Origin of the sequence: Priestia sp. YIM B13489 (assembly GCF_042787645.1) — a bacterium.
GTDB classification, from domain to species: Bacteria; Bacillota; Bacilli; order Bacillales; family Bacillaceae_H; genus Priestia; species Priestia megaterium.
The window spans coordinates 4,364,441-4,387,865 of sequence record NZ_JBHZOQ010000053.1; the positions used below are offsets into that span (position 1 = coordinate 4,364,441).

Here is a 23,425-nt window from a genome sequence, read left to right on the forward strand (position 1 = left end):
GTGAAGTAACGCAAAAAAAGAAAATAGCAGAAAAAAACTCTTTTATTAGTTATAATAAAAGAGTTTTTTTCTGCTATTATTTAACTTTAGCAATGATTTTCCCTTTCACATGGCGTTTTGAAAGCTCTTCTAATGCACTCGGCACTTCTTTTAACGAGATGATGCGCTCAATCATCGGAGCTACTTTCTTCTCTGCTACTAATGCTAAAAGCTCATCGCCCATTTTTGCTAAATCCGCTTGCGCAATCATGTCATCAATGTGGTGTGCAGCATTTAAAGCTACTTCATGATAAGAAATCACCTTTGTAAAAGGCTTTACTTTTGTATAATCAGGTGCACCAGCAATATGTGCTAAATGTCCTCTATAGGCAATCATATCTAAAGAATCCGTTGCGTTCTTTGCGCTCACCGTGTCAAGCACAGCATCTACGCCGCGGCCATTTGTCAGCTCCAATACTTTTTCCGCGACGTTTTCCTCGCGATAATCAATTACATAATCAGCTCCTAACGACTTCACATACTCATGATTATGTGCTGAAGCTGTTGAGAAAACAGTTTTTCCAGCGTTTTTAGCAAGCTGCACTCCAAAGCCTCCTACGCCTCCAGCTCCTCCATGAATTAAGATGGTTTGAATATGGTTCATTGGAAGTTTACGAAATAGTGCTTCATACGCTGTGTAACCTGCCGTAGGCAAAGCAGCAGCTTCTTCAAATGTAACAGCATCAGGAATGCGCGAAATTGAATGAGCAGTTGTAACCGCATATTCAGCATATCCGCCTTTTTTCATAAAGTCCCCGTGATAGACAACGCGGTCTCCTTTTTTCCAGTCAACTACTCCTTCTCCAACTTCATCAATTGTCCCAGCTACATCTAAACCTAGAATGTGAGGATATGTCCAATAAGGATTTCCATTAGTAGCCGTTTTATAATCTACGGGATTAAGTCCCACTGCGTGAACTTCAACTACTACTTCCCCTTTATTTGGAAGAGGTTTTTCTATTTCTTCTACTTTCATTTCTGTCCATTTATTTTTATCTTGCAATAATAATGCTTTCACAGTCTAACTCTCCTTTTTAAATCATTTGCCTAGCGTTGCTTTTATTATTTTATCTAAAAATGATTTGCTTACTATTTTTATTTTAAAGAGAGCTTGTCTATAATACAAATTAGAAAATAAATAGATATCCATAAATAAATTTATAAGAAAGGATAGCATAAATGATTGATTTTGAATGGTATCGCAGCTTTATTAGCATTTACAAATATCGATCCGTTTCTGAAGCAGCCAGAGCGAGGATCTTAACGCAGCCGGCCATGAGTCAGCACTTAGCTGCTTTAGAAGCTGAAATAGGGGAAGGTTTATTTATCCGTGCACCGAGAAAAATGATTCCAACAGAAAAAGGTAAAGAACTGTACACGCGTATTGTCCCGTTAATTGAAAGTCTAGAAGCTGCTTCAATTGAATTAAAAATGACCGCTTCATCTCCCGACGCGCTGCCGGTCGTAAAAATTGGTTCTCCCGTAGAGTATTTTACCGAACAAGCTTTAGAAAGAATAAAAGATGCAGGCATCCGCTGCTACAGCCAGTTTGGTATTGCTTCTGTTTTGCTTGAAAAGATACAAAGCGACGAAATTGATATTGCGATTACAACCCAAAGATTGCAAATACCTGGAATTGAATATACGGTCATTGAAGAAGAAGAGTTTGTCTTAACCGTCCCTCCTTCTTTTGAAATGACAGCTAGTAAAGACGTAGAAGAGTTTTTATACAACCAGCGGTGGATTAGCTATGGTCTTGAACTTCCTATTATTAGACGTTTTTGGCGGCAGCATTTTAAAAAACGACCTGAAATTCAGCCTCATCACGTGATTCCAAATCTTCAAACGGTGTTAAAAGCCATTCAGCATCACATGGGAATCAGCCTGCTTCCCCGCTATTTAATTCAAGAAGCACTTCGAGAAAAAAAAGTAAAAATCGAACTTGAACATTTAGCAGTAAAAAATCAGATCTTTCTTGCTTATAAACTTAAGCATCGCGATCATCCTACTATTCAAAAAACGATACGCTGCTTAAAAAAAGAAACCTCTGCAGACTAGTCTGCGGAGGTTTCTTTTTTTGACAGTTGCTGTGCTGAATCTACGCCTACTAAATCTAAAAAGAAAATAAAAATAGGAATACCAAGAATCAGCCCCCATACGCCCAAGAAGTGTTCACCAAACACTAAAATGATAAACGTAATGAACGTTGGCAAGTTTGTTTTAGATGACATGAGCTTTGGATTTAACACATAGCTTTCAAGTGCGTGAAGTACTACCACCATAATTAACACAGATAGTACTTTTACACCGCCTCCTAAACTGTAAGCGATTGTACAAAGTGGAATGAGTGAAACAAATACCCCAAGAACCGGCACTAGCCCTAGTAGAAAGACCATAACGCCAAGTGCAAGCAAATTAGGAAACCCTAACACCCACAGCGCAATAACGGACAAAATGCTGTTCACAAAAGCGATAATAAACTGAACTTCTATTACCTTGCCGAAGGAATTAACAAATTTTCTCCCCAAATAGCCAGCTTCTTTGAAAAACCAGCCCAGCCTAGATTGTTCCAGTTGGACAAATAATCGGTGAATCCGCGACTTTTCAAGTAAAAAGAATAGGCTTAACAAGAGTGCTAAGAAAACTTGTGCACTTACTTTTCCAATATTAGATAAATAGCTGTATACTAAATCAATATTCTGCTGAATATTCTCTGGTGATTTGAATCTCTTTAGATTATCGATAATATAGGTGACGAATGTATTATCAGGGGGGTGTTTGTAAAAATACATCAGCTTCTGTACAAGCTCAGTAACTTGCGTCATAATAACCGGGATATATACATATCCTACAATACCGAGCGCCCCAATCAGTGCGATATAGATGACGATGAGTATAAGCGTTGAATTAAGCGGAAGCTTTCTTCTTAACGTTTGTTGAAGACGACCAATTAAAAAGGTGAAAATAAACGTAAATAACAGCAGCTGAAGCATACTTCTAATGCTGACAAGTAAAACTGTAATGATAATAAGCGTAATGATGCGAATAGTAAGTTTGTTGTGAAGCCAACTTCTTGCAATATTCATGAAACCTTCAATTCTCCTATCTCTCTTTTTCCCAAGTCATTTGTATACATATAAATAAAACGGATACGCTAGACGCTCATATCCGCTTTCGCTATATATAGTGTATCATTTAATATTCAAATTTTACTATATTTCGGCGCTTTTTAGTATGTCTTTATTTTCTCTCCGCTATTCTTTTTCATTTTCCCATACATTATGATAAATTAGCTTGTCTAAATCCCTTCTTTTTTCCCAGTTAGCTTGTTCTAAGATTGGTTTCTCAGGGTATTTATCTGTATAGCCAATTGACATGAGTGCTACAGGATCAATATGAGGAGGAATATGTAAAATGTCACGTACATCATTTTTTTTATAAAAACTTACCCAACCCATTGCCAGTCCTTCTGCATATGAAGCAAGCCACATATTTTGAATCGCACACGCAGTTGACATCATATCGGTTTCTGGAATTGAGTTTCTTCCGAGAACATGAGAGCCGCCTCTTGTTGGATCACACGTTACGCAAATAGTTAACGGCGCTTCTTTTAATCCTTGAATCTTGAGCTCTAAAAAATCTTCTTTCTTTTCACCTTCATAATGAATAGCCAGTGCTCTTCTCTCTTTATCTGCTGCCCAGGCAAGTTTATTTTTCACTTCTGTATCAGATACTAATATAAAATTCCAAGGCTGCATAAACCCGACGGAAGGTCCGCTGTGAGCAGCCTGCAGAATGTTATAAACCGTTTCATTCGGAATCTCATCAGACAAAAATGTTCGTACATCTCTTCTTCCGTAAATCGCTTTGTACACCGCTTGCTTTTCGTCGTTTGTAAACGAATTCATCTTCTTCAACCTCCATTAAATTCTCTTTTTAACTATTTTTCTAAAAAAACATTAAAAAAATGTGATCCAAACTTTATGTTTTCTCGTATTACTATATGAATCTATCATAAAGGAGGTTGCAAACATGTTCAACGACGTTTTAATGAACTTATTTAACGCGGTAAGCAGCATCATTAACACAATTGGATAATTTGATTGTACATATTTAGTAAGAGAGGAGGCACATTACATGCTAAACGAGGTACTTATGAACTTTTTTAACGCAGTAAGCAGTATCATCAACACAATCGGATAAAAAAAGCACAAAGAAAAGGGTAACTGCCATTACCACCGTCTTTATGCTTTGCTAGTTCAAAATCATATATTTTACAATAAAAAGAACTCTTTGATTAGGAGTTCTTTTTACTTATCCTAACATGTTCCCTTTTATTTGTATATATGCCTTGCCATTTCAACAGATTCATTTATATGTTGCAAGCATACACATAGGTCTGCAGCTCGTAGTGCAGTTCTTTTAAGTCTTCAGCTGCTTGAGTCAATAACTTCTTTCGCTGAGCTGTATACACATCTAGAATAGCTCTTTCTACTTTTACCTTTTCTTCATATAAAATGTCTAACTTATCTTCATTTCCTTCAAGGGAAATAGGCTTTAACATAGCAAATTGATAAATGGGTTGTCCATAATCCAATTTTGTTAAAATAGAACCTACTAATACATCCTCCGAGCATTCATATACGAAGTTTAACAGCGTACTTAATTCTTCTAGACGAGAAATATCCAGCTCTGCATTTTCGTTGATCACAGTCCCTATATATTGAAAGCACTCTTCTTCTAACTCATTATAAATAGTTGTGATGCGGTGCAATACTTCATTCAACTTCATAAAGTTCCCCCTTCACACACGCTTCTTGATACAACCATATGACAAAACTTGGTGTTTTATACTAACGAAAAAGCGAGGAATATAAACCTCGCTTCTTCTTTTTACCGATACATACTGGCAATGTCTTCAATAAACATAAGCGGTTCTTCTTCTGTTAGTTGTTTAATTGGAGAATAATCCTCTCCACCAAAACTTTGATCTATGTCTTCAATAAACGAAGAAACTTCTTCCGACTCTGCACGATTAGCCGGCATTTCGTATTTTTGTAATTCTGTGCGGTGCACCACGGATAAAATATGGCGAGGAAATTGCTGCTTCGTTTTTCCAAAACAGTATACCGGCTTGTGTTTCAAAAAGCGTTCTACTTCTTCTTGCCGGTTATAAATGCTTCCATGATCACCCCAAGCTACCACAACCAGTTCAGCATCTTCCACTGCTTTTTGAATATACTCACCTGCTCTTGTTCCAACAGCTTCTTCTTTTGAAAGCATGCGTAAAAACGAAACATGATCGGTTTGATAGCTGAATAAATAAACGATTTCTAAAACTCCAAATCCCCACTTTTGCGCCAGTTCTATGCATTTGGATACAGCTGTATCGTCGCTGTATTCATACGTATTTTCTGGAAATGACAAGATAAACGTAAGTTTACGTTCGTTTACTTCACTCCATTTGCATAATAGAGAGTATTTGTATGTGCCTGTTTCATCAAAAATAACTTCTTTTTTCACTGCTTCCATCCCCCTGCCTTCTTACAATCTTGTTACTTATCTATTGCAAATGAGCTAAGCAGTAATCGTAACCTTGACTGTTAAAAGTTTTATTTTATATGTATTTCAAAATCATGCCTTCATGACAACTTTTCTTCCATTTTTTCAAAAAGCAATTTTTTCTTCTATACATGCTTTTTACAGCTAGTGAATATTCACATATATATCTTTCCTCTTTTCGGCCCTCCAGTCAAAATAGATAAAATCAAAAGAATGGTCTATAATAAAGAAATAACCAATGACTTTTTCACTCATGTTTTTGACAGTTACGGATTTTTTCTCAGCAGGTATGTTCAAACCTGATCCTCTGAGAAAATAGAAGATAAATTTGTGTAAAGAAAGGATTTTGTAAATGGCTACTACACACACATTTACAAGAGGAGAAGAAATTGCAAATGCGATTACACACGGCGTTGGAGCCGTACTCAGCATTGTTGGATTAACGCTTTTAATCGTACTTTCTTCGTTAGAAGGAACGCCTTGGCATGTTATCAGTTTTACTATTTACGGAGTAACCATGCTGCTTCTCTATGTCTCCTCTACGCTTGTCCATAGTTTTCCGGAAGGTAAGGTAAAAGATCTTTTTGAGATATTTGACCACTCTTCTATTTATTTGTTTATTGCCGGTACGTACACTCCATTTTTATTTATCGCAGTAAAAGGAACCACCGGCTGGACACTTTTTGGAATTGTATGGGGCATCGCTCTTGCAGGAATTGTATTCAAAGCTTTTTTTGTAAAGAAATTCCTTTTTATTTCCACCATTCTTTACGTATTTATGGGATGGATGATTGTTTTTGCTTGGGATTCGTTAACTCAAAACATTGCCCATCAAGGAATTGTCCTTCTCGTAGTTGGAGGCGTGTTGTATACAATCGGGGCCGTTTTTTACGTATGGCGAGGATTTCGTTTTCATCATATGATTTGGCATATGTTTGTTCTTGGCGGAACCGTACTCCACTTTTTAGCAATCATTTTATATGTATTGCCTATAACCAATTAAAAAAGGGCCAGAGGGCCCTTTTTTAATTGGTTATAGAATTCCTTACCACAGTTTTGCCATTTGAGTCACAAGCGTATAGACTCCTAGCACAGCCATAATAACGACCACAAAACCGCCAAAAATGGTAAGCCAAGTCGGATGCTTGTAATCGCCTACTATCTTCTTTTTATACGCCGCTATAAGCATTGTTCCGAGTGTAATAGGTAAGATTAACCCATTTAATGCTCCAGCTAAAATAAGCAGAGTGACCGGCTGGCCAATCGTTAGGAAAACTAGGGTTGAAATCGTAATAAAGGCAATGATAATCCAGTTTTCATATTTCTCAATCCTTTTGCTGAAGGATTTAACAAAGGAAACCGATGTATATGCTGAACCAATAACTGAAGTGATAGCCGCTGCTGCCATGACGACACCGAATAATTTATAGCCAATATCCCCTGCGGCTAACTGAAAAACAGAGGCTGGTGGATTATCAGGATTCAGTTTTAACCCTTGACTCAACACACCTAATGTCGCTAAAAATAGAAAAATCCGAATGATCGAAGCAATCGTAATACCAGATACTGCTCCTCTTGTTACTTCAGGAATCGCGGCTTTTCCTTTAATTCCTGCATCTAATAAACGGTGACCTCCTGCAAATGTAATATATCCTCCTACCGTTCCTCCTACAAGAGTAACAATCGCCATTACGTCAATGTGCTCCGGCCAAAATGATTTAGAGACTGCTTCTCCTACTGGGGGAGCGGACGAAATAGCCACATACACCATTAAAATAATTAATATTCCGCCCATTAATTGAGCAAATCGATCCATTAATTTTCCGGCTTCTTTGACTAAAAAAATTGCGATAGAAATGATGGCTGTAATGACTGCACCGGCTTTAGGGGAAATACCAAATAGCGCATTGAAGCCAAGACCCGCTCCTCCTACATTTCCAATATTAAATGCTAAGCCTCCGATTACAATTAAAATAGCAATAAATAAGCCGAGACCTGGCAAAACACTGTTAGCGATATCCTGTGCTCTTTTTTCTGAAACGGCAATAATACGCCATACGTTTAGCTGAACGCCAATGTCTAATAAAATCGACAGTAAAATGACAAAACCAAAACTTGCGGCGAGTGCTTGTGTAAAGACCGTTGTTTGAGTTAAAAAACCTGGACCCACTGCTGAAGTAGCCATTAAAAATGCTGCTCCGAGCAGCACGCTCCAGTTGCGCTCTTTTTTCATGATGTCACCTCATTGTGGTTGAATAATGATTTGTTCTTCTTTTAGCTTGTCACAAATAGCTTTGGCAAATTCAACAGCATGTGCACCGTCTCCATGAATACAAACGGTATCTGCTTGAATGGGAATCTCTTCATTTTGCACAGTAAACACTTTCTTTTCTTTGACCATTTTAATTACTTGAGAAATAGCCGCTCCTTCATCTTGAATCACGGCGTTTTCAACGTTTCTCGGCGTCAGCATGCCGTTCTGTTGATAGGTTCGATCTGCAAATACTTCCTGAGACGTACGCAAGCCCATTTCGTTTCCGGCTTTAATCAATTCACTTCCAGCCAAACCATATAGAATAGCTTCCTCACTAACATTATAAACAGCTTCAGCAATAGCTTTAGCTATGTCTCGATCCCCTGCAGCCATATTATATAAAGCGCCATGAGGTTTCACATGATGAAGGGTCCCTCCTTCTGCACGTATAAAAGCTGAAAGAGCCCCCATTTGATACACCATTAAATCATAAGCTTCTCGAGGCGTAATTTTCATATATCTACGTCCAAATCCAGCTAAATCTTGCAATCCCGGGTGGGCGCCAATCGCCACATTTTCACTCAAAGCCAGCTTTACTGTTTCTCTCATAACCGAAGGATCTCCGGCATGAAAGCCACAAGCAATGTTTGCTGACGTTACATAGCGTAAAATTTTTTTATCATTTCCTAATCTATAGTTCCCAAAGCTCTCCCCTAAATCACAGTTCAAATCAACGGTAGCCATCTTCTTCCCCCTTATATTTTCATTCGAAGTGCTCTTTTAATATGATTTATTTTCTTTTCCTGCTCCATATATAAATGCTGTGCTTCATCCAGTGAAATTGCTTGAAAAGAAATCTTTTTCCCTGGAGAAATTTGCGCCAGCGCTGAAAAATCTGCAGTTGCTACCTGTCCGATTCTAGGATATCCTCCTGTCGTTTGATGATCTGCTAATAAAACAATGGGCTGTCCTTCTTTTGGTACTTGAATCGTACCGAACGTCACAGCGCTAGAGAGCAGCTCTTTTTCTTGACCAAGGACTAATTTCTTCCCTTTTAGCCTATAGCCCATGCGGTCAGATTGAGGGGTAACGTCAAATTCTTGATTAAAGAAATGCTGTTGACTTTCTTTTGTAAACCAATCAAATTCTGCACCTTTCATCGTGCGGATAATAGGCGTCTCGTATGAAGGAAGAAGTTTAGGATGAATCGTCCAAAAAGCCTGCTGAAAAGAGCGGTCCGTTTGCTTTTTCACCAGTTTCTTTATAATTGTTTCCCCCGTTTCTGTAGGAGGGTGGCTTAATACTTCGTCCCCTGACTGTAATGCTTTACCGTGCAGCCCGCCTATCCGAGCGCGAAGTGAAGTAGATGTACTTCCCATAACTGCAGGAACATTAAAAGCACCGGAAACCGATAAATAAGAACGGCACCCTAAAGTCGGAACGCCAAACTGTAGCACGCTCCCTTTTTTCACATATAAAGGCCGCCACATCTTTACGGCTTCATCATTAACAGTTGGCGATAAATCCCCTCCCGTCAGGGCAATCAAAGCATCTTGCTGAAATTCAATTTTTGGCCCCATTAACGTAATTTCAATAACCGGCTGATTTTCTTGATTTCCTACTAATAAGTTGGCAATCCTTAAAGCAACTTTGTCCATTGCCCCGCTGACAATCATGCCGTCCTTTTGATATCCATGTCTGCCGATATCTTGAATCGTTGTTAATAAACCGGGACGTATCACTTTAATACTCATCTTCATCCACCTCCTTTTGGGCTTCATATTCTGTTTCAGAAATGGAAACAAATCGGATACGATCACCTGCTTGAAGCAAGCTTGGCGAATCATTTTTGGGGTTAAATAGTGTAAGAGGAGTACGCCCGATTAACTGCCATCCTCCAGGTGTCTCAATTGGGTACACGCCGGTTTGCATCCCTGCGATGCCAACTGACCCTTTTGGGATGCTGTTTCTCGGTGATTCTTTTCTTGGAGTCGCAATTTCTTCGCTCATCCCTCCCAAGTAAGGAAAACCAGGAGCAAAGCCTAACATATACACCAAATATTCTCCATTTGTATGAATGGAGATAACTTCATCAGGCGTTAATGAATGAAAAGCGGCTACCCTCTCTAAGTCCGGGCCGTACTTTCCTCCGTAACACACCGGAATTTCAATTTGTCTAGCGACCGCTTCAGATTTTTCTTCCTGGCGGAAAAGCAGCTCTTCAATATATGTAGATATTGCTGTGTAAGGATTTCTTCTTCCTTTTTCACTCATTACCCAAGGGTCATAATAAATTGTAACTGTTGTAAAAGCCGGCACATATTCAATCATCCCCTTACATAATGATTGCTCTAGTACCTCAGTAAATTGCTGAATACGTTTATGTATACCGAAATTAATTTCGTCTCCAAACGAAACGACAATGCCGCTGTCACCAAGAGGATAAAGTCGATAATCGTGACTCATTCCGTCTCCTCCTTTTTTTACTTAGTATTGTTTGAGCAGCTCCCTTTAATGCTGTAGTTAGATACATTCATTAGAATTACTAATGGAATTGTTGTTTTCGAATAATAATTTCTTATATACCTAATAAAAAAAAGAACAATAAATCCCTATCCTGTATGGATAACATTATATAAATATAAAATAATCTTATGTTCTACTAAAACAAACTCCAAAGAAAAATTCAACCTTTTTAAAATTTTATCGTCAAAAGGATCACGTTTTTTCAATTTTCCCCATAAAAAAACTGCTTTGTTTTTTATACCAAAGCAGTTTTTTTGTAAACATGTACAAAAAGATAAAACTTATAGGCAGTGAACCATTATATACCTCTTCGGGCAAAATCTACAAAACGAAACTTATCCAGACGATGACGTGATTCCGTATATTGAAAAAGGCTTGCATCTTCTAAATACACATAGTTTCTTACTACCACAATATGTTCATAGTCTTTTAAATCTAAGTAACACTTATCTTCGTCCGTCAGCTCGTCAACGGAAATTTCTTTTTTGGCAAAGCTTATTTTCAGCCCAAGATCTTTTTCTAAGTATTCATAAATAGAGCCTTTACATATGTCTTTTGTGAGGTGAGGAACATACTTTTTATGAAAAAAATCTTTATCTAAAATAATTTTCTCCCCATCGATTTCCCGCGCTCGAACCACTTTCCATATAAGATCTTTTTTCGTCGCCCCAAGCTGTGTGCACAGGTCTTGATCGGCCTTGACTAATTCAAACTCTTTTACAATAGTGGTCGATGTATGTCCCAGCTTTTCCGCCATTTCTTTGAAGCTAACAAGTCCTGATACTGGAAAATCAAAGCGTGATACGTCCAATACAAATGAGCCTTTTCCTTTCATTTTTTGAATGTACCCATTTTGTGAAAGTAAATTTAACGCTTTCCGTATCGTTTCACGAGACGTTTGATACTGTTCAACAAGTTCATTTTCAGAAGGAAGTTTTGTATTAGGACGCCAGTCACCGCGTTTAATTTTATCGACTAACTGTTCGTAAATGCTGATAAATTTATTTTCTTTCAATTGCCATCACCTATTTTACTTTCTATATATACCCAATTGTATAAAAAGAACGATAGATTGTCACCCATCGTTCTTTTTACTTTTTCTCTATTTTTTTAAATGATACACGATTGATTCATACGGCCGAAGGAAGACTTGCTTGAGTTCCTTTGATGAATCTTCGTAGTTAGACAGCAATATTTCACTATGATATTCTTCAAAAGTTAGATTTTCTGGCAGTTCAAAAGTCGTTTCGCTGCCGTAGAAATTGTTTATAACCAACAGCTTTTCATCTGCTCCATTTCGGATATAAGCAAAAATCTGCTCGTCTTCTCCAAGAATCAATTCATAGTTTCCATAGGTGATAATCTCGTACTGCTTGCGCAGTGCAATAAGCTTTTGATAAAAATAAAAAATTGAATCTTCATCATCTAACGCTTTTTCCACATTAATTTCACGGTAGTTATCGGCTGGATTAATCCACGGCTTTCCTTTTGTAAAACCTGCATTTGGCTCATCGCTCCATTGCACCGGTGTACGGGAATTATCTCTTGATTTATGTTTTAAAATCTCCAAAATTTCATTTTCGTTCATTCCTTGTGCACGTTTTATCTCATACACATTTAATGACTCCACATCTCTATATTCATCAATAGAGGAAAACTTCGGGTTTGTCATCCCTATTTCTTCCCCTTGATAAATATAAGGTGTTCCCTGCATCAGATGAATCGTTGCAGCGAGCATTTTGGCAGATTTATTATGATAGAGTTCATCGTTTCCATAGCGGGAAACAACGCGAGGCTGATCATGGTTGCACCAAAATAGTGCATTCCATCCCCCTCCTTTATTCATCTCCGTTTGCCAAGTTGATAGAATCTCTTTTAATTTAATAAAATCAAAATCTGCTAGCGCCCACTTTTCTCCGTTTGGGTAATCGACTTTCAAATGATGAAAATTAAACGTCATGCTAAGCTCGCCCCGGTCCGGATGAGAATATTGAATACAGTGGTCAACAGTTGTCGACGACATTTCCCCAACGGTCATGCTATCGTATTTTGAAAAAACTTCTTGATTCATTTCTCGCATATATTCGTGAACGCGAGGACCGTCGGTATAAAATTTCCGTCCATCTCCTGGTGCGATAGAACCATCATCATCTAAAAAGCGCTGATCTTTTGAAATTAAGTTAATAACGTCCAGACGAAATCCATCTACTCCTTTTTCAAACCAAAACGTCATCATATCGTACACGCCGCGGCGCACACGCTCATTTTCCCAGTTCAAATCCGCTTGCGTGACATCAAACAAATGCAGATAGGATTGTTCTGTCAGCTTATCATGCTCCCACGCCGAACCTCCAAATTTTGAAACCCAATTCGTCGGAGCACTTCCATCTTCTTTTTGATCTTTCCAAATATAAAAATCTCTGTACGGGTTATCTTTCGATTTTTTAGCTTCTTGAAACCATTTATGTTCAGTTGACGTATGGTTAACGACAATATCCATGATGATTTTAAGATCCCGCTTATGCGCTTCTGTTATTAAACGATCGAAGTCCTCCATTGTTCCGTATTCTTCTTGAATAACAAAATAATCACTTATATCATATCCATTATCCCGCTGCGGCGATTTATAAATTGGCGTTAGCCACACAACGTCTACGCCAAGCTTTTTCAAATAATCTAGCTTTTTAATAATACCAGCTATATCACCCACGCCGTTGCCAGTCGTATCGTAAAAGCTTTTAGGATAAATTTGATAGACAACTGATTTTTTCCACCAATGTTCTTGCATTTTTAACACCACCATTTAATTCTTTGGATTATGTTGAAACGATTCTGTAGCCGCGACAGTTGATGTAACAGTTGATTTTTTCTGAAGCTTTCCAAGCGTTAACGTTAAAAGAAACGGCACCACAATTACGATTACCATTCCAATAATAAAAGCTGGCCAGCTCTGTGGAACAATTGATAACGGAGCAGGGATACCCCCAATTCCCACCGATGCTGCTTTCACTCCTGCCACGGATATGACGACACCTGCAATAGCTGAACCAATCACTGCAGAAATAAAAGCAAATCTAAAGCGTAAATTCACACCAAACATTGCAGGTTCCGTAATGCCAAGCCACGCTGAAATCCCTGACGTTAAAGACAGTCCTTTTAATTTCTCATCATTTTTTGAAAGAATCATTATCGCAAAAGCCGCAGAGCCTTGTGCAATATTAGATAATGCTACCATTGGCCATAAGAACGTACTTCCCACACTTCCAATCAGCTGTAAATCTACGGCTAAAAATGTATGGTGCATGCCCGTAATAACAAGGGGAGCATATAAGCCGCCGTATACAAGTCCTCCAATAAATGGAGCCGTTTTAAACAGCCATACAACTGCACCTGTAATCACATTTCCTATTGCAAATGTAATCGGACCAATCACAATAAAAGCGAGAAACCCTGTTACTAAAAGAGCTACAGGCGCTACAATTAAAAGCTGAAAACCATCCGGTATTCGTTTTCGTAAAAACAATTCGATTTTTGCTAACACAAACGAAGCAGCTAACACAGGTAAAACCTGTCCTTGATAGCCGACTTTCTCAACGTGCAGGCCAAATAAATTCCACGTATCGATACTTCCTTTTTTTAATGCTTCTCCATAAGACCAGGCATTTAGCAAATCAGGATGGACCAGCATGAGCCCAAGGACAATTCCAAATAAAGGGCTTCCTCCAAAACGCGTAACAGCTGACCATCCAATAAGAGCCGGCAAAAAGGCAAAAGCCGTATTGGCAATTAAATTAATCATGCTCGCAAAGTCTTTCCACTGTGTATGAACATCTACGATTGATTTATCATCGTAAAAAATTCCTGCTCCTGTTAATACATTATTTATTCCCATTAATAAACCCGCGGTTACGATGGCCGGTAAAATAGGAATAAAAATGTCAGCTAATGTTTTTATTGCACGCTGCAGCGGATTTAAGTTTTTAGCCGCTTCGTTTTTCACTTCTTCTTTTGATAGTTCGCCTATCCCTGTAAGCGCCACCATTTCTTTGTATACTTTATCGACCGTGCCTTGACCAATGACAACTTGAAACTGGCCGTTTGTAGAAAAAGATCCTTTTACTAATTCGTGCTCATCTAGCATACGTTGATTGACTTTACCTTCATCTTTTAAAACAAGTCGAAGGCGCGTTACACAATGCGTTGCAGCAGAAATATTTTCTTTTCCGCCAACGGCTTCTACAATGCGTTCAACAGATTCTCGATTCATGTCTTTTCCCCCTTGTTTCCGTTTTCATTTTACTCCTGTATTTCCTATCCCCCAGATAAATCTCACCGCAAACCTGTATATACAAGTTTTATGCTTTTATTCTAACCTGTATATACAAGTTCGTCAACAAAAATAAAATTACTTCTTTTTCATTTCATGATATAGTCAAAAAGCAAAGTATATGGAAGGAGACGTTACAATGCTGCAAGTAAGATTAATGGGAAAACAAGAAGAAATTAATGAAGCAATCAAACAGTTTGAACAGAACTACCATATAGAACATCAGTCAAAAGAATATACGCGAAGCGCTAATCCAAAGTACGAGCGCAAAAAAGATACTCGGGTGTATCTTTCCATGCATCCTAAAAAATAATTTCCGGTTTATTTCAGAGAAGAATAGTAGCTTTTACAAACTAAAGGATTTATATTATAATTTCAGTATTTACTATAACATCCGATTTGTATTTAAAAATCAGAAAGAGGCTTAAAAATGGCATATAACGACATATCTCTTAGAGAGAAAAGTATTGTATTTATCGGCTTTATGGGGGTAGGAAAAACAACTATTGGAGAAATGGTTGCCAAAAAATTGTATAGAGATTTTGTTGATATAGATCAAGAAATCGAAAGAGAATTTAATATGCCTACTTCTCAGATTTTTAAAGAGCACGGTGAAACTTTCTTCAGACAAAAAGAAAAAGAAGTAATAAATCGACTTTCACAGCAGCGTTTAAAAATCATTTCTTTAGGGGGAGGCGCTTTTTTACAAGAAGAAATTCAAGAGATTTGTTTATCTAACTGCATCGTATTCTTTTTAGATTTATCTTGGGATTCTTGGAAAGAACGCATTAGTTTAATTATTGATAGCCGCCCTGTTTTACAAGGAAGAAGCTTAGAAGATATTGAAAAGCTATTTTACGATCGTCAAGCTATCTATTCCAATCACCATTCGAAAGTTGAAACTGATAATTTAGATATTGAAGAAGTAGCTAACTATATCGTTGATTCATTAAAAACAGCTTGGGACATTTATCAACCTTAATGAAATAAAAATTCGTTCCCTTAACAAGCCTTTACAAAAAAAGACGTAGCTTAATGCTACGTCTTTTTTCATCCCTAATGCGAACTCATATAAAAATTGATAAAAAAGGCAATTGTGATCACATACATCATCCAATGAATTTCGCGACGGCGTCCTGTAAACAGTTTAATCGCTGTGTATGAAATGAAGCCGAATGCTAAACCTTCTGCAATGCTGTAGGTTAACGGCATCATGACAATTGTTAAGAAAGCGGGAACAACTTCAGTAAAGTCGTCGAAGTTAACGTTTCGAATGTCACTCAGCATAAGCGAACCAATAATAATGAGTGCCGGAGCAGTAGCAACGCTTGGGATAAATTGAATGAGCGGTGCAAAAAACAAGGTAAATATAAATAAGATGGCAACCGTTAATGCCTTTAAGCCGGTACGCCCTCCTTCTGCAATACCTGTTGCATTTTCAATATACGTATTTAACGCAGTGCTTCCAAAAATAGCACTCGCCATTGTACCGATTGAATCCGCTGCAAGCGCGCGATTTAAACCTGGAATTTTACCGTTTTTATCTACCAAGTTTGCTTTTTTAGATAATCCAATCAATGTCGCTAGCGTATCAAATAATTCTACGATGGTGAAAGAAAATACAACTGAAAAAATGCCGTAGGCAACTGCACCCTTTAAATCCATTTGAAAAAATGTTTCTCCAACGCTTGGCGGCGTAGCTGAAAAGACGTCTTTCAAGGAATGAGGAACTGCTTGTACTCCTACAATCATCGCTAATATTGTCGTAGCAAAAATACTTATAATGAGAGCGCCTTTTACATTTTTAGCCATCAGTACAGCTGCTAATATCAGCCCAAAAATAGCCAGTAAGGGACCTTTATCCATGACATTTCCAAGCCCTACAAAAGTAGACTCGTTTGCCACAACTAATCCAGCGTTTTTCAAACCGATAAACGCAACAAAAAGACCAATTCCAACTGCTATGGAAGACTTTAATACGTTCGGAATGGCATCAATAATCTTTCCGCGTATTCCTGTTACCGTTAAAACAAAAAATAAGACCCCGGATATAAAAACTGCTCCAAGTGCCGTTTGCCATGACAATCCTTGCCCTAATACTACTGAATACGTAAAAAACGCATTTAAACCCATCCCTGGACCGGTTACAATCGGGAAATTTGCCCATAGAGCCATCAGTAACGTACTAAATACAATGGCATAAATGGTAGCTGCAAGCGCCGCTTCGCGGGGGATACCCGCGTCAGACATGATAATGGGGTTGACAATTACCATATAACTGACCGTCATAAAAGTTGTAAGTCCTGCTAGTATTTCTTGTTTTGGTGTTGTGTTGCGCTCTGATAGTTTAAACAAGCGCTCTAATATTCCGTTACGCTCCAACACGCGCGCCTCCCTACTTCTAAAAAAAATAAAAAATCCTACCTATTCAAATGTCCTAAAAAAGACACGATTTAGGAGGATTTTACGTTGCAAAGTAAAATCTTTTGTCCTATTATAGTCTTAATTTGTAGATATGCAAAGGTAGAAAACGCTATCATTATAAAAATTTTTATCTTCCGTTAGTTTGGAATTTTGAAAATTTATTTCTCTTATCTTTTTAGTCTGTTGCAAGAGTACTCTTTTTACTCATTTATACAAAAAAGAGATTAAGACATCACTAAATAAATCCATTCTCAAGACAAATAAACAGATGAAACCTACATTCACCTTGACAACAAAAAAACTCGAATTATTAATCAATAACTCCGATTAATAATTCGAGTTTTACTTTTGCTAAAATACTTTTATTCCAGCCTCTTCTTTGTTTTACATCTTATGAAATCAAAAGCGGGATTCTTTTTAAAAGACGATCAATCGAATGATTTGCTTCTTTCAATACAATTCCTTGGTCAATTGTTTTTAACACGCGATTTTCCATCACAATTTCTCCATCAACCATCGTTAATTCTACATCTCCTCGCGTTGCTGAATACACAACTCTGGAAATAGGGTCTACGCCGTAAGATGGAAAAGTATGAAGCTGATTTAAATTTAAAATAGCAAGATCCGCTTTTTTCCCGACCTCTAAACTTCCAATTTCTTTTTCAAGCCCGACTGCTTTCGCTCCGCCGATTGTAGCCATTTCTAGCACGTGCTTTGCATTCATGGCCGTTGGTCCGTGCGAGGGTTTATGAATCGTAGCGGCCAGCCTCATTTCGTTGAACATATCCAAATTATTATTACAAGGAGCACCGTCAGCGCCAAGACTTAAAAATACACCTTGCTCTAATAAACCGGGCACATCTGCGATTCCCGATGCAAGTTTTAAGTTTGAGCCTGGGCAATGACTAACTTTTACTCCTTGATTCTTAATAATTTGCTTTTCTTGATCATTTAGCCACACACAGTGCGCTAAAATAAGGCGTTCATTGGCTAATCCTAAATGATCTAAGTACATGATATTTCTCATACCCGTTTCAGCTTCTACGATGCGAATTTCTTCTTGATTCTCAGAAGCATGAGTATGTACATGGACATTATATGCAGCTGATAAATGGCTCACTTCACGCAGCAAATCTTCCGTACACGACAGCACAAATCTTGGGGAGAATGCGTATCGAATACGACTGTTATTTGAATTATGCCATTTTTCAAGCAGCTCTACACTTTCTTTGATCGAGTCAGCCGTTGTCTCCTGCAGAGCTTTTGGCAGATCATCGCCTTTTTTATCCATCATTACTTTTCCTGCAAGAGCTCGGATTCCACTTTGAGATATAGCTTGAAAAGCAGAGTCCGTATGATGAACAGTTTCCATATCTACAATTGTTGTAGTCCCGCTCTGAATGAGTTCGCCGATCCCTAACAGCGCTGAATAATAGATAGATTCTTCATCATGTGAAGCTTCAAGCGGCCATATTTTCTTCTTTAGCCAGTCTAGCAGCTCTAAATCATCTGCTTGCCCTCTAAAAAGCGTTTGACATAAATGGATATGAGTATGTATAAAGCCCGGCACAATCGTTTTATTTGCTGCGTCAATGACTTTATCTACCTTTTCCGGATGCAGGTTTTTCCCGATTGCTGCAATACGATTTCCAACAATATAAAGGTCACCGTAAATAATATCATTCTTCTCATTCATCGTAATAATCTCTGCATTTTTAATTAATGTGTGCGTCATACCTTCTTTCCCCTCTTTCGTAACATCTATCTATTTCTAGCTCAAGCCGAACACTAACATCTTCAAGCAATCTTTCTTACACTGTTCTTAAATATATATGGTGCATGCTCTGAGTTGAATAAGTGTAGGTAACCTCATGCGCGATAGAGAGTTTGGGTAAAAAAAATTCCTAGCTGATTATACAGCTAGGAGGTTGGATTTATGATAAAATCCCAAGTCCCTTTTTCAAGAGGTTATACGAAATCGCAGGAGAATAATGTGATCTTGTATTTATAATATGGTGTTTTCAGTCTATATACCAGCTTTTTGTCAGAAGTTCTAACATTGTTTTTTTATTCTTTTTTATTATGTAACTTTTCTTAACACCCTTATTTTTCATGTTATGCAATTTATTTTCGTTTCTTCTATGTAATATTTCCTAAAAATAAAGAATCTATCTTCTGTTTCTATACAAAACAGAAAAGTTATTTTATGATTTGTATGATTAAAAAACTACAAATCTATATTTTAGGGGTGATTAACTTGGAAAAAATAAATGTTGGCTGCCGTTTTACGCTTTCCGTTATGAGTGATAACTTTATCGATATTATTTTAGGCGCACTAAACGAAGTGGATATGTCTAAAGTTCAGCGAAAAACGGACCGTGTTAGTACGTTTATTGAAGGAAGTGCTAAAGACGTATTTGAAGTTGTGCAAGCCGTTTATAAAAGTGCTGGAAAATCAGGAAAGCATATTGTGCTGAATGCCACGTTTTCAACAGGGCAGCACGAAGAATATTTTGAAGAAAGAAAAATAAAACCAAAAGAAAACATATCTTCAAACCAACAGCTTTGTGCTTCATTCCCTGTATCCACTCAATTTTCTTTGTATCCATTAGATACGCCGCATTATGTAGACATCATCAAAAGCGGAATTGGCGCAGTTAAACAACAGGGAGTATTTGCCGAAACCGTGCCTTTTGCAACAGCTTTAGAAGGAGATGTGGACAAAGTATTCGCTTCTCTATACGAATGTTTTATGAAATCTGTACAGCAAGCTCGTGTCGTGATGACAGTTAATATGTCAGCACACAGTCCTTCTTCAAAACGATAAATTACTTCGTATCTATTTATAAAGATAGAATACTAGAAAGGATTTATATAAATATGGCTACAAAAAGAACGTTTTTTTCTTTTTTCCTGATAAGTGCGTTATTATGTCTATTAGTCGTACCAAACTCTGTTATGGCTAGTGAAAAACCTGCACATTTAACGGTTGCTTCTTACACGCAGTTCTTGAAAGCGCAAAGTGATAAAAGTTCACTGTATGAATTTTCAAAACTGTCGCGTCAACAAAAACAAAAAGTTGTACAATCACTAAAGGATCCATCTCTGTTAAAAATGGATATTGAAGAGACTAGCGGCACGGTCGAAGCTGCAAGTACAGCAGCATACGGAGCAAGAACGGCTTCACCTTTATTCAAAACAGCAGCTTATACGGCTTCTTATAAAGCGGCTGGATTTACAACAACAAAACTAACGGTGTATGTAGACTATTACACGAAAAACTCATCGGTGACTTCAGTCAAAAGTGTACGAGGCGTCGTCACGAAAAATGTAAACCCCCTTGTGTCTATTTCAAAAAAGAGCTCAAAATCTTGGGTGCAAAATAATCGAGCCTACGGGCGAATTGACTGGCAGTGGAAAATTGCAGCTAAAAATGCCGGAATCAAAAGACAAACTGCTTACGGTACAGCTTCCGGCGCTTCAGGCGGATCAACAGCTACAGTTAATTGATAAAGAGGAATAAATAATGAAAAAAATAATGTGGTGGATTGTTGGTATTACGATTGGGGTACTTTTACTAGGAATTATGGTAGGTTATTTATCATTTTACAGCATATAAAAACAGCAGGTAATTTCGCCTGCTGTTTTTTATCTAAATGTCATCTTCTTGTCATAAAATTAAAACCTCCACTTACAGTGTCTAAGTGCCTGTAAGAAGAGGTTGGGATCACAATTGTTAGTAAGCCTGGTCTCTTCTTATCTTTCAAGCACTGCTTGTGGGAGTTGGCACGGTTCTATAAAGTCCGTTGCCGAGGTTTCACAGGGCCTATCCCTCCACCTCTCTTGATAAGAAGTTTGTCGAATTTTGTTGATAATTGTTGATAAGATAAATATTATGTTACATGCTGCACAAACAGATGTCAACTACTTTTCAGAAAATTGTTTTCCCTCTAAAACTATGATATCGCTACCATTACTATGACAACTAGGTTACAAATATATAATTTTTTTATATTTTTTTATCACGCTTTTACAGCTGACTTTTTCTCAAAGGAAGTGATAGCCTCATCTAGCATACGAATGCCGGCATCTATCTGTTCTTTTGTTACAGTAAGCGGAGGTACCATGCGAATAACTTCACTTGCATTTCCGCAAAAATAAAATAACACACCTTTTTCTAAAGCTAAGTCTAAAATCTCGAATAAGGCGTCTCCATCGCCTTCTCCCGTATGCGGATTAACAATTTCAATTCCAATCATAAGTCCTAAACCACGGATATCCCCAATAATTGAATGTTTGTCCTTTAAAAGATGCAGCTTTTCTAACGCATAAGCGCCCATTTTTTTCGTGTTATCCAGCAGTTGTTCTTCTTTCATCACTTCAAGAGTTGCAAGTGCTGCTGAACATCCAATAGGATTTCCTCCAAATGTTGTACTATGTGTGCCAAGGGGCCACTGCTTCATTAATTCTTGAGAAGCTACCGTTGCACTAAGCGGAATTCCAGAAGCAATTCCTTTTGCTATAGCCATAATATCTGGCACGACATCAAACGTTTGTCCAGCAAACCATTCGCCGGTACGGCCAAATCCTGTTTGCACTTCATCGAAAATAAGTAATATTCCGTGACGATCACAAATCTCTCTTAACTTCTTCATCCAACTTTTCGGAGGAATAATATAGCCGCCTTCTCCTAATACTGGTTCCAAAATAACGGCCGCCACTTCTTCAGGCGTGACTTGGTGCTTAAAGAGTATTTCAAAATCTTTTTCAAGCTTTTCAGTAAAGTACACATCGCTGTCTAGCTCCGCAGGGCACTCTTTTGGATTCGCATATGGAATTTGATACGTCAGTCCTGAAGGCTGCTGAAATTGTCTATATTTGCTTTTCGAGGTTGTAACACTTAAAGCTCCCATCGAGCGGCCATGAAAACACCCTAAAAAAGAAATAACATACGGACGCTTTGTGACATGTCTCGCTAATTTCAAGGCTCCTTCAATTGCTTCGGTGCCACTATTTCCAAAGAAAAAGCAGTCTAAATTGCCCGGCGTTACTTTTCCTAACTCATCGGCTAACTTTAGTATCGATTCGTACATAATAACACCTGAAGGGCCGTGCAATAATTGATCTGCTCCGTCTTTGATTGCTTTTACTACTTTCGGATGTCTGTGTCCTACATTAGTCGTAGCGATTCCGGAAGTAAAATCGAGATATTCTTTACCATCCAATCCATAATAATAGCATCCTTCTTCTTTCACAACGGGCAAATTCGGATGGTCTTTAGCCATCGTCGGTGCTAGCAATTCAGGCATTCTTTCAAATAAGTGACTCCAATCTTTTGACATACTACATCCTCCTTGAAATTATACAAATCAATTAATCTTATTCCGAAATATAGTTACTTATTAAACAATATTAGGAAATTCAGTTATACTAAACGCTTTAATAGAATAGTAATAAAACTTATTTTACTATGCATTTTTATTAAAATCAATTGTATAAATATTTATATATGAAATTAATATGCGGGGTCTCATCCCTTCCGCTTTTCCCGCAGGAGTCTTCGCCTTGTCCCCCAATCAACAGCTAGAAGTACTTACATATATGAAACCTACGTTCACCATCACCATAAAAAAATCCGAACGATTAATCGTTCGGATTTCCCCTTAACTAAAATACTACTGCCACAGCCTCTTTAAGTATATTTATTCAAGATGTTTGGCATCATTGATCGTTTCAAGACGCCATTTTCCACTTTCATAAGCAAAAGTTGTAATCGATGTATTTTGTAAAACAGTAGTCCCTGTTCCTTGTTCTCCGCTTGTTACATGATGAATGAATGTATTAATTGCTGCCCCGTGACTAACAACTGCTACTTTCTTTCCGATAGACTTCTTCATAATTTCCGTTAACCGCTGAACCATCCGTTCTTGAGCCGCTTCGAGTGTTTCGATATTATATAAAGGCTCTTCTCCCCAATTTGTCGCATAGTTTGGCACAAGCTCATGCAGAACTTCTACGTTCTTTGATTCTAGTTCTCCAAAAGAGCGCTCACGCAGCTGCTCACAAACTTCCATTTTCTTTACTTTAGCAGCAGCTGCAATTTCCCTAGCGGTCTCCTGCGCGCGAAGCAAATCGCTTGTATAGATTACATCAATATGGATATCTCGAAAACGTTCCGCTACGCGTTTAGCTTGTTGCTTTCCCGCTTCGTTGAGCGGAATATCAGCATGCCCTTGAATAAGTTTGTTTTTATTCCAATCTGTTTGGCCGTGTCTAATTAAATAAAGCATCGT

General features: G+C 37.9%; 22 protein-coding genes and 1 riboswitch. Of the genes, 6 read left to right on the forward strand and 16 right to left on the reverse strand.

Annotated elements, in window-relative coordinates; all coding sequences use genetic code 11:
- Positions 1 to 76 precede the first annotated feature (76 nt).
- Positions 77 to 1,057 carry a zinc-binding dehydrogenase gene (locus tag ACFX4W_RS28355; RefSeq protein ID WP_028407670.1) on the reverse strand — a complete coding sequence of 327 codons (981 nt, stop codon included), beginning with the start codon at positions 1,055 to 1,057 and terminating at the stop codon, positions 77 to 79.
- Positions 1,058 to 1,218: 161 nt separating this feature from the next.
- Here ACFX4W_RS28355 and ACFX4W_RS28360 point away from each other — a divergent pair, with 161 nt between their 5' ends.
- Positions 1,219 to 2,097 carry a LysR family transcriptional regulator gene (locus ACFX4W_RS28360; RefSeq protein ID WP_043980098.1) on the forward strand — a complete coding sequence of 293 codons (879 nt, stop codon included), beginning with the start codon at positions 1,219 to 1,221 and terminating at the stop codon, positions 2,095 to 2,097.
- Here ACFX4W_RS28360 and ACFX4W_RS28365 read toward each other — a convergent pair.
- The 4 genes from ACFX4W_RS28365 to ACFX4W_RS28380 all read right to left on the reverse strand — a co-directional run bounded on the left by ACFX4W_RS28365 (position 2,094) and on the right by ACFX4W_RS28380 (position 5,571).
- A complete protein-coding gene (locus ACFX4W_RS28365) occupies positions 2,094 to 3,125 on the reverse strand; it encodes an AI-2E family transporter (protein WP_028407669.1) in 1,032 nt (343 codons plus the stop codon). The genes ACFX4W_RS28360 and ACFX4W_RS28365 overlap by 4 nt on opposite strands.
- 168 nt (positions 3,126 to 3,293) lie before the next feature.
- The gene (gene bluB / locus ACFX4W_RS28370; protein WP_013055676.1) at positions 3,294 to 3,947 is read right to left on the reverse strand and encodes a 5,6-dimethylbenzimidazole synthase; all 654 of its coding nucleotides are present in this window, start codon (positions 3,945 to 3,947) and stop codon (positions 3,294 to 3,296) included.
- A gap of 464 nt (positions 3,948 to 4,411) precedes the next feature.
- Entirely contained in the window at positions 4,412 to 4,831 is a 420-nt protein-coding gene (locus ACFX4W_RS28375) for a hypothetical protein (protein WP_043980102.1), read from the reverse strand.
- A 101-nt stretch (positions 4,832 to 4,932) separates the two neighbouring features.
- Entirely contained in the window at positions 4,933 to 5,571 is a 639-nt protein-coding gene (locus ACFX4W_RS28380; protein ID WP_237074560.1) for a DUF1643 domain-containing protein, read from the reverse strand.
- 382 nt (positions 5,572 to 5,953) lie between these two features.
- Here ACFX4W_RS28380 and trhA point away from each other — a divergent pair, with 382 nt between their 5' ends.
- Positions 5,954 to 6,604, forward strand: a complete 651-nt coding sequence (trhA, locus tag ACFX4W_RS28385) for a PAQR family membrane homeostasis protein TrhA (protein WP_013055671.1) — start codon at positions 5,954 to 5,956, stop codon at positions 6,602 to 6,604.
- A gap of 42 nt (positions 6,605 to 6,646) precedes the next feature.
- On the opposite strand, the gene ACFX4W_RS28390 is transcribed toward trhA, so the two are convergent.
- The 7 genes from ACFX4W_RS28390 to treP form a co-directional block, all read right to left on the reverse strand.
- Positions 6,647 to 7,834, reverse strand: a complete 1,188-nt coding sequence (locus ACFX4W_RS28390; protein WP_162213694.1) for an NRAMP family divalent metal transporter — start codon at positions 7,832 to 7,834, stop codon at positions 6,647 to 6,649.
- A 9-nt stretch (positions 7,835 to 7,843) separates the two neighbouring features.
- The gene (locus tag ACFX4W_RS28395) at positions 7,844 to 8,599 is read right to left on the reverse strand and encodes a LamB/YcsF family protein (RefSeq protein WP_097824201.1); all 756 of its coding nucleotides are present in this window, start codon (positions 8,597 to 8,599) and stop codon (positions 7,844 to 7,846) included.
- 11 nt (positions 8,600 to 8,610) lie between these two features.
- On the reverse strand, positions 8,611 to 9,609 hold the full coding sequence (locus ACFX4W_RS28400) for a 5-oxoprolinase subunit C family protein (protein WP_237074559.1): 999 nt from the start codon (positions 9,607 to 9,609) through the stop codon (positions 8,611 to 8,613).
- The gene (gene pxpB, locus ACFX4W_RS28405; RefSeq protein ID WP_162213693.1) at positions 9,599 to 10,321 is read right to left on the reverse strand and encodes a 5-oxoprolinase subunit PxpB; all 723 of its coding nucleotides are present in this window, start codon (positions 10,319 to 10,321) and stop codon (positions 9,599 to 9,601) included. The genes ACFX4W_RS28400 and pxpB overlap by 11 nt, the downstream gene beginning before the upstream one ends.
- 358 nt (positions 10,322 to 10,679) lie before the next feature.
- Complete coding sequence (treR, locus tag ACFX4W_RS28410; RefSeq protein WP_162213692.1) at positions 10,680 to 11,396, reverse strand: trehalose operon repressor; 717 nt, start codon at positions 11,394 to 11,396, stop codon at positions 10,680 to 10,682.
- Between the two features lie 87 nt (positions 11,397 to 11,483).
- Complete coding sequence (gene treC, locus ACFX4W_RS28415; RefSeq protein ID WP_280559129.1) at positions 11,484 to 13,169, reverse strand: alpha,alpha-phosphotrehalase; 1,686 nt, start codon at positions 13,167 to 13,169, stop codon at positions 11,484 to 11,486.
- Between the two features lie 15 nt (positions 13,170 to 13,184).
- The gene (treP, locus tag ACFX4W_RS28420; RefSeq protein WP_028407660.1) at positions 13,185 to 14,648 is read right to left on the reverse strand and encodes a PTS system trehalose-specific EIIBC component; all 1,464 of its coding nucleotides are present in this window, start codon (positions 14,646 to 14,648) and stop codon (positions 13,185 to 13,187) included.
- A gap of 199 nt (positions 14,649 to 14,847) precedes the next feature.
- Between treP and ACFX4W_RS28425 the strand changes: the two genes are divergently transcribed.
- On the forward strand, positions 14,848 to 15,021 hold the full coding sequence (locus ACFX4W_RS28425; protein WP_080781634.1) for a YvzF family protein: 174 nt from the start codon (positions 14,848 to 14,850) through the stop codon (positions 15,019 to 15,021).
- A gap of 117 nt (positions 15,022 to 15,138) precedes the next feature.
- Positions 15,139 to 15,690 carry a shikimate kinase gene (locus ACFX4W_RS28430; RefSeq protein ID WP_025749688.1) on the forward strand — a complete coding sequence of 184 codons (552 nt, stop codon included), beginning with the start codon at positions 15,139 to 15,141 and terminating at the stop codon, positions 15,688 to 15,690.
- A gap of 74 nt (positions 15,691 to 15,764) precedes the next feature.
- Here the strand turns inward: ACFX4W_RS28430 and ACFX4W_RS28435 are convergent, their stop codons facing one another.
- Together ACFX4W_RS28435 and ACFX4W_RS28440 are read right to left on the reverse strand one after the other, a co-directional pair.
- Positions 15,765 to 17,090, reverse strand: a complete 1,326-nt coding sequence (locus tag ACFX4W_RS28435) for an NCS2 family permease (RefSeq protein WP_028407655.1) — start codon at positions 17,088 to 17,090, stop codon at positions 15,765 to 15,767.
- A 433-nt stretch (positions 17,091 to 17,523) separates the two neighbouring features.
- Positions 17,524 to 18,867, reverse strand: a complete 1,344-nt coding sequence (locus tag ACFX4W_RS28440) for a 5'-deoxyadenosine deaminase (RefSeq protein WP_043980115.1) — start codon at positions 18,865 to 18,867, stop codon at positions 17,524 to 17,526.
- A 513-nt stretch (positions 18,868 to 19,380) separates the two neighbouring features.
- On the opposite strand from ACFX4W_RS28440, the gene ACFX4W_RS28445 reads away from it, so the two are divergent.
- The gene (locus ACFX4W_RS28445) at positions 19,381 to 19,959 is read left to right on the forward strand and encodes a YkoF family thiamine/hydroxymethylpyrimidine-binding protein (protein ID WP_241771366.1); all 579 of its coding nucleotides are present in this window, start codon (positions 19,381 to 19,383) and stop codon (positions 19,957 to 19,959) included.
- 53 nt (positions 19,960 to 20,012) lie between these two features.
- Positions 20,013 to 20,642: a hypothetical protein gene (locus ACFX4W_RS28450; RefSeq protein WP_097824209.1), complete on the forward strand. Its 630-nt coding sequence runs from the start codon at positions 20,013 to 20,015 to the stop codon at positions 20,640 to 20,642.
- A gap of 243 nt (positions 20,643 to 20,885) precedes the next feature.
- A riboswitch (SAM riboswitch) is annotated at positions 20,886 to 20,985 on the reverse strand.
- Positions 20,986 to 21,154: 169 nt separating this feature from the next.
- Here ACFX4W_RS28450 and ACFX4W_RS28455 read toward each other — a convergent pair.
- Positions 21,155 to 22,474 (reverse strand): aspartate aminotransferase family protein, encoded by a 1,320-nt coding sequence (locus ACFX4W_RS28455; protein WP_025749693.1) that lies wholly within the window; start codon positions 22,472 to 22,474, stop codon positions 21,155 to 21,157.
- A 360-nt stretch (positions 22,475 to 22,834) separates the two neighbouring features.
- Positions 22,835 to 23,422: a histidine phosphatase family protein gene (locus ACFX4W_RS28460; protein WP_043980122.1), complete on the reverse strand. Its 588-nt coding sequence runs from the start codon at positions 23,420 to 23,422 to the stop codon at positions 22,835 to 22,837.
- Between the last annotated feature and the right edge of the window lie 3 nt (positions 23,423 to 23,425).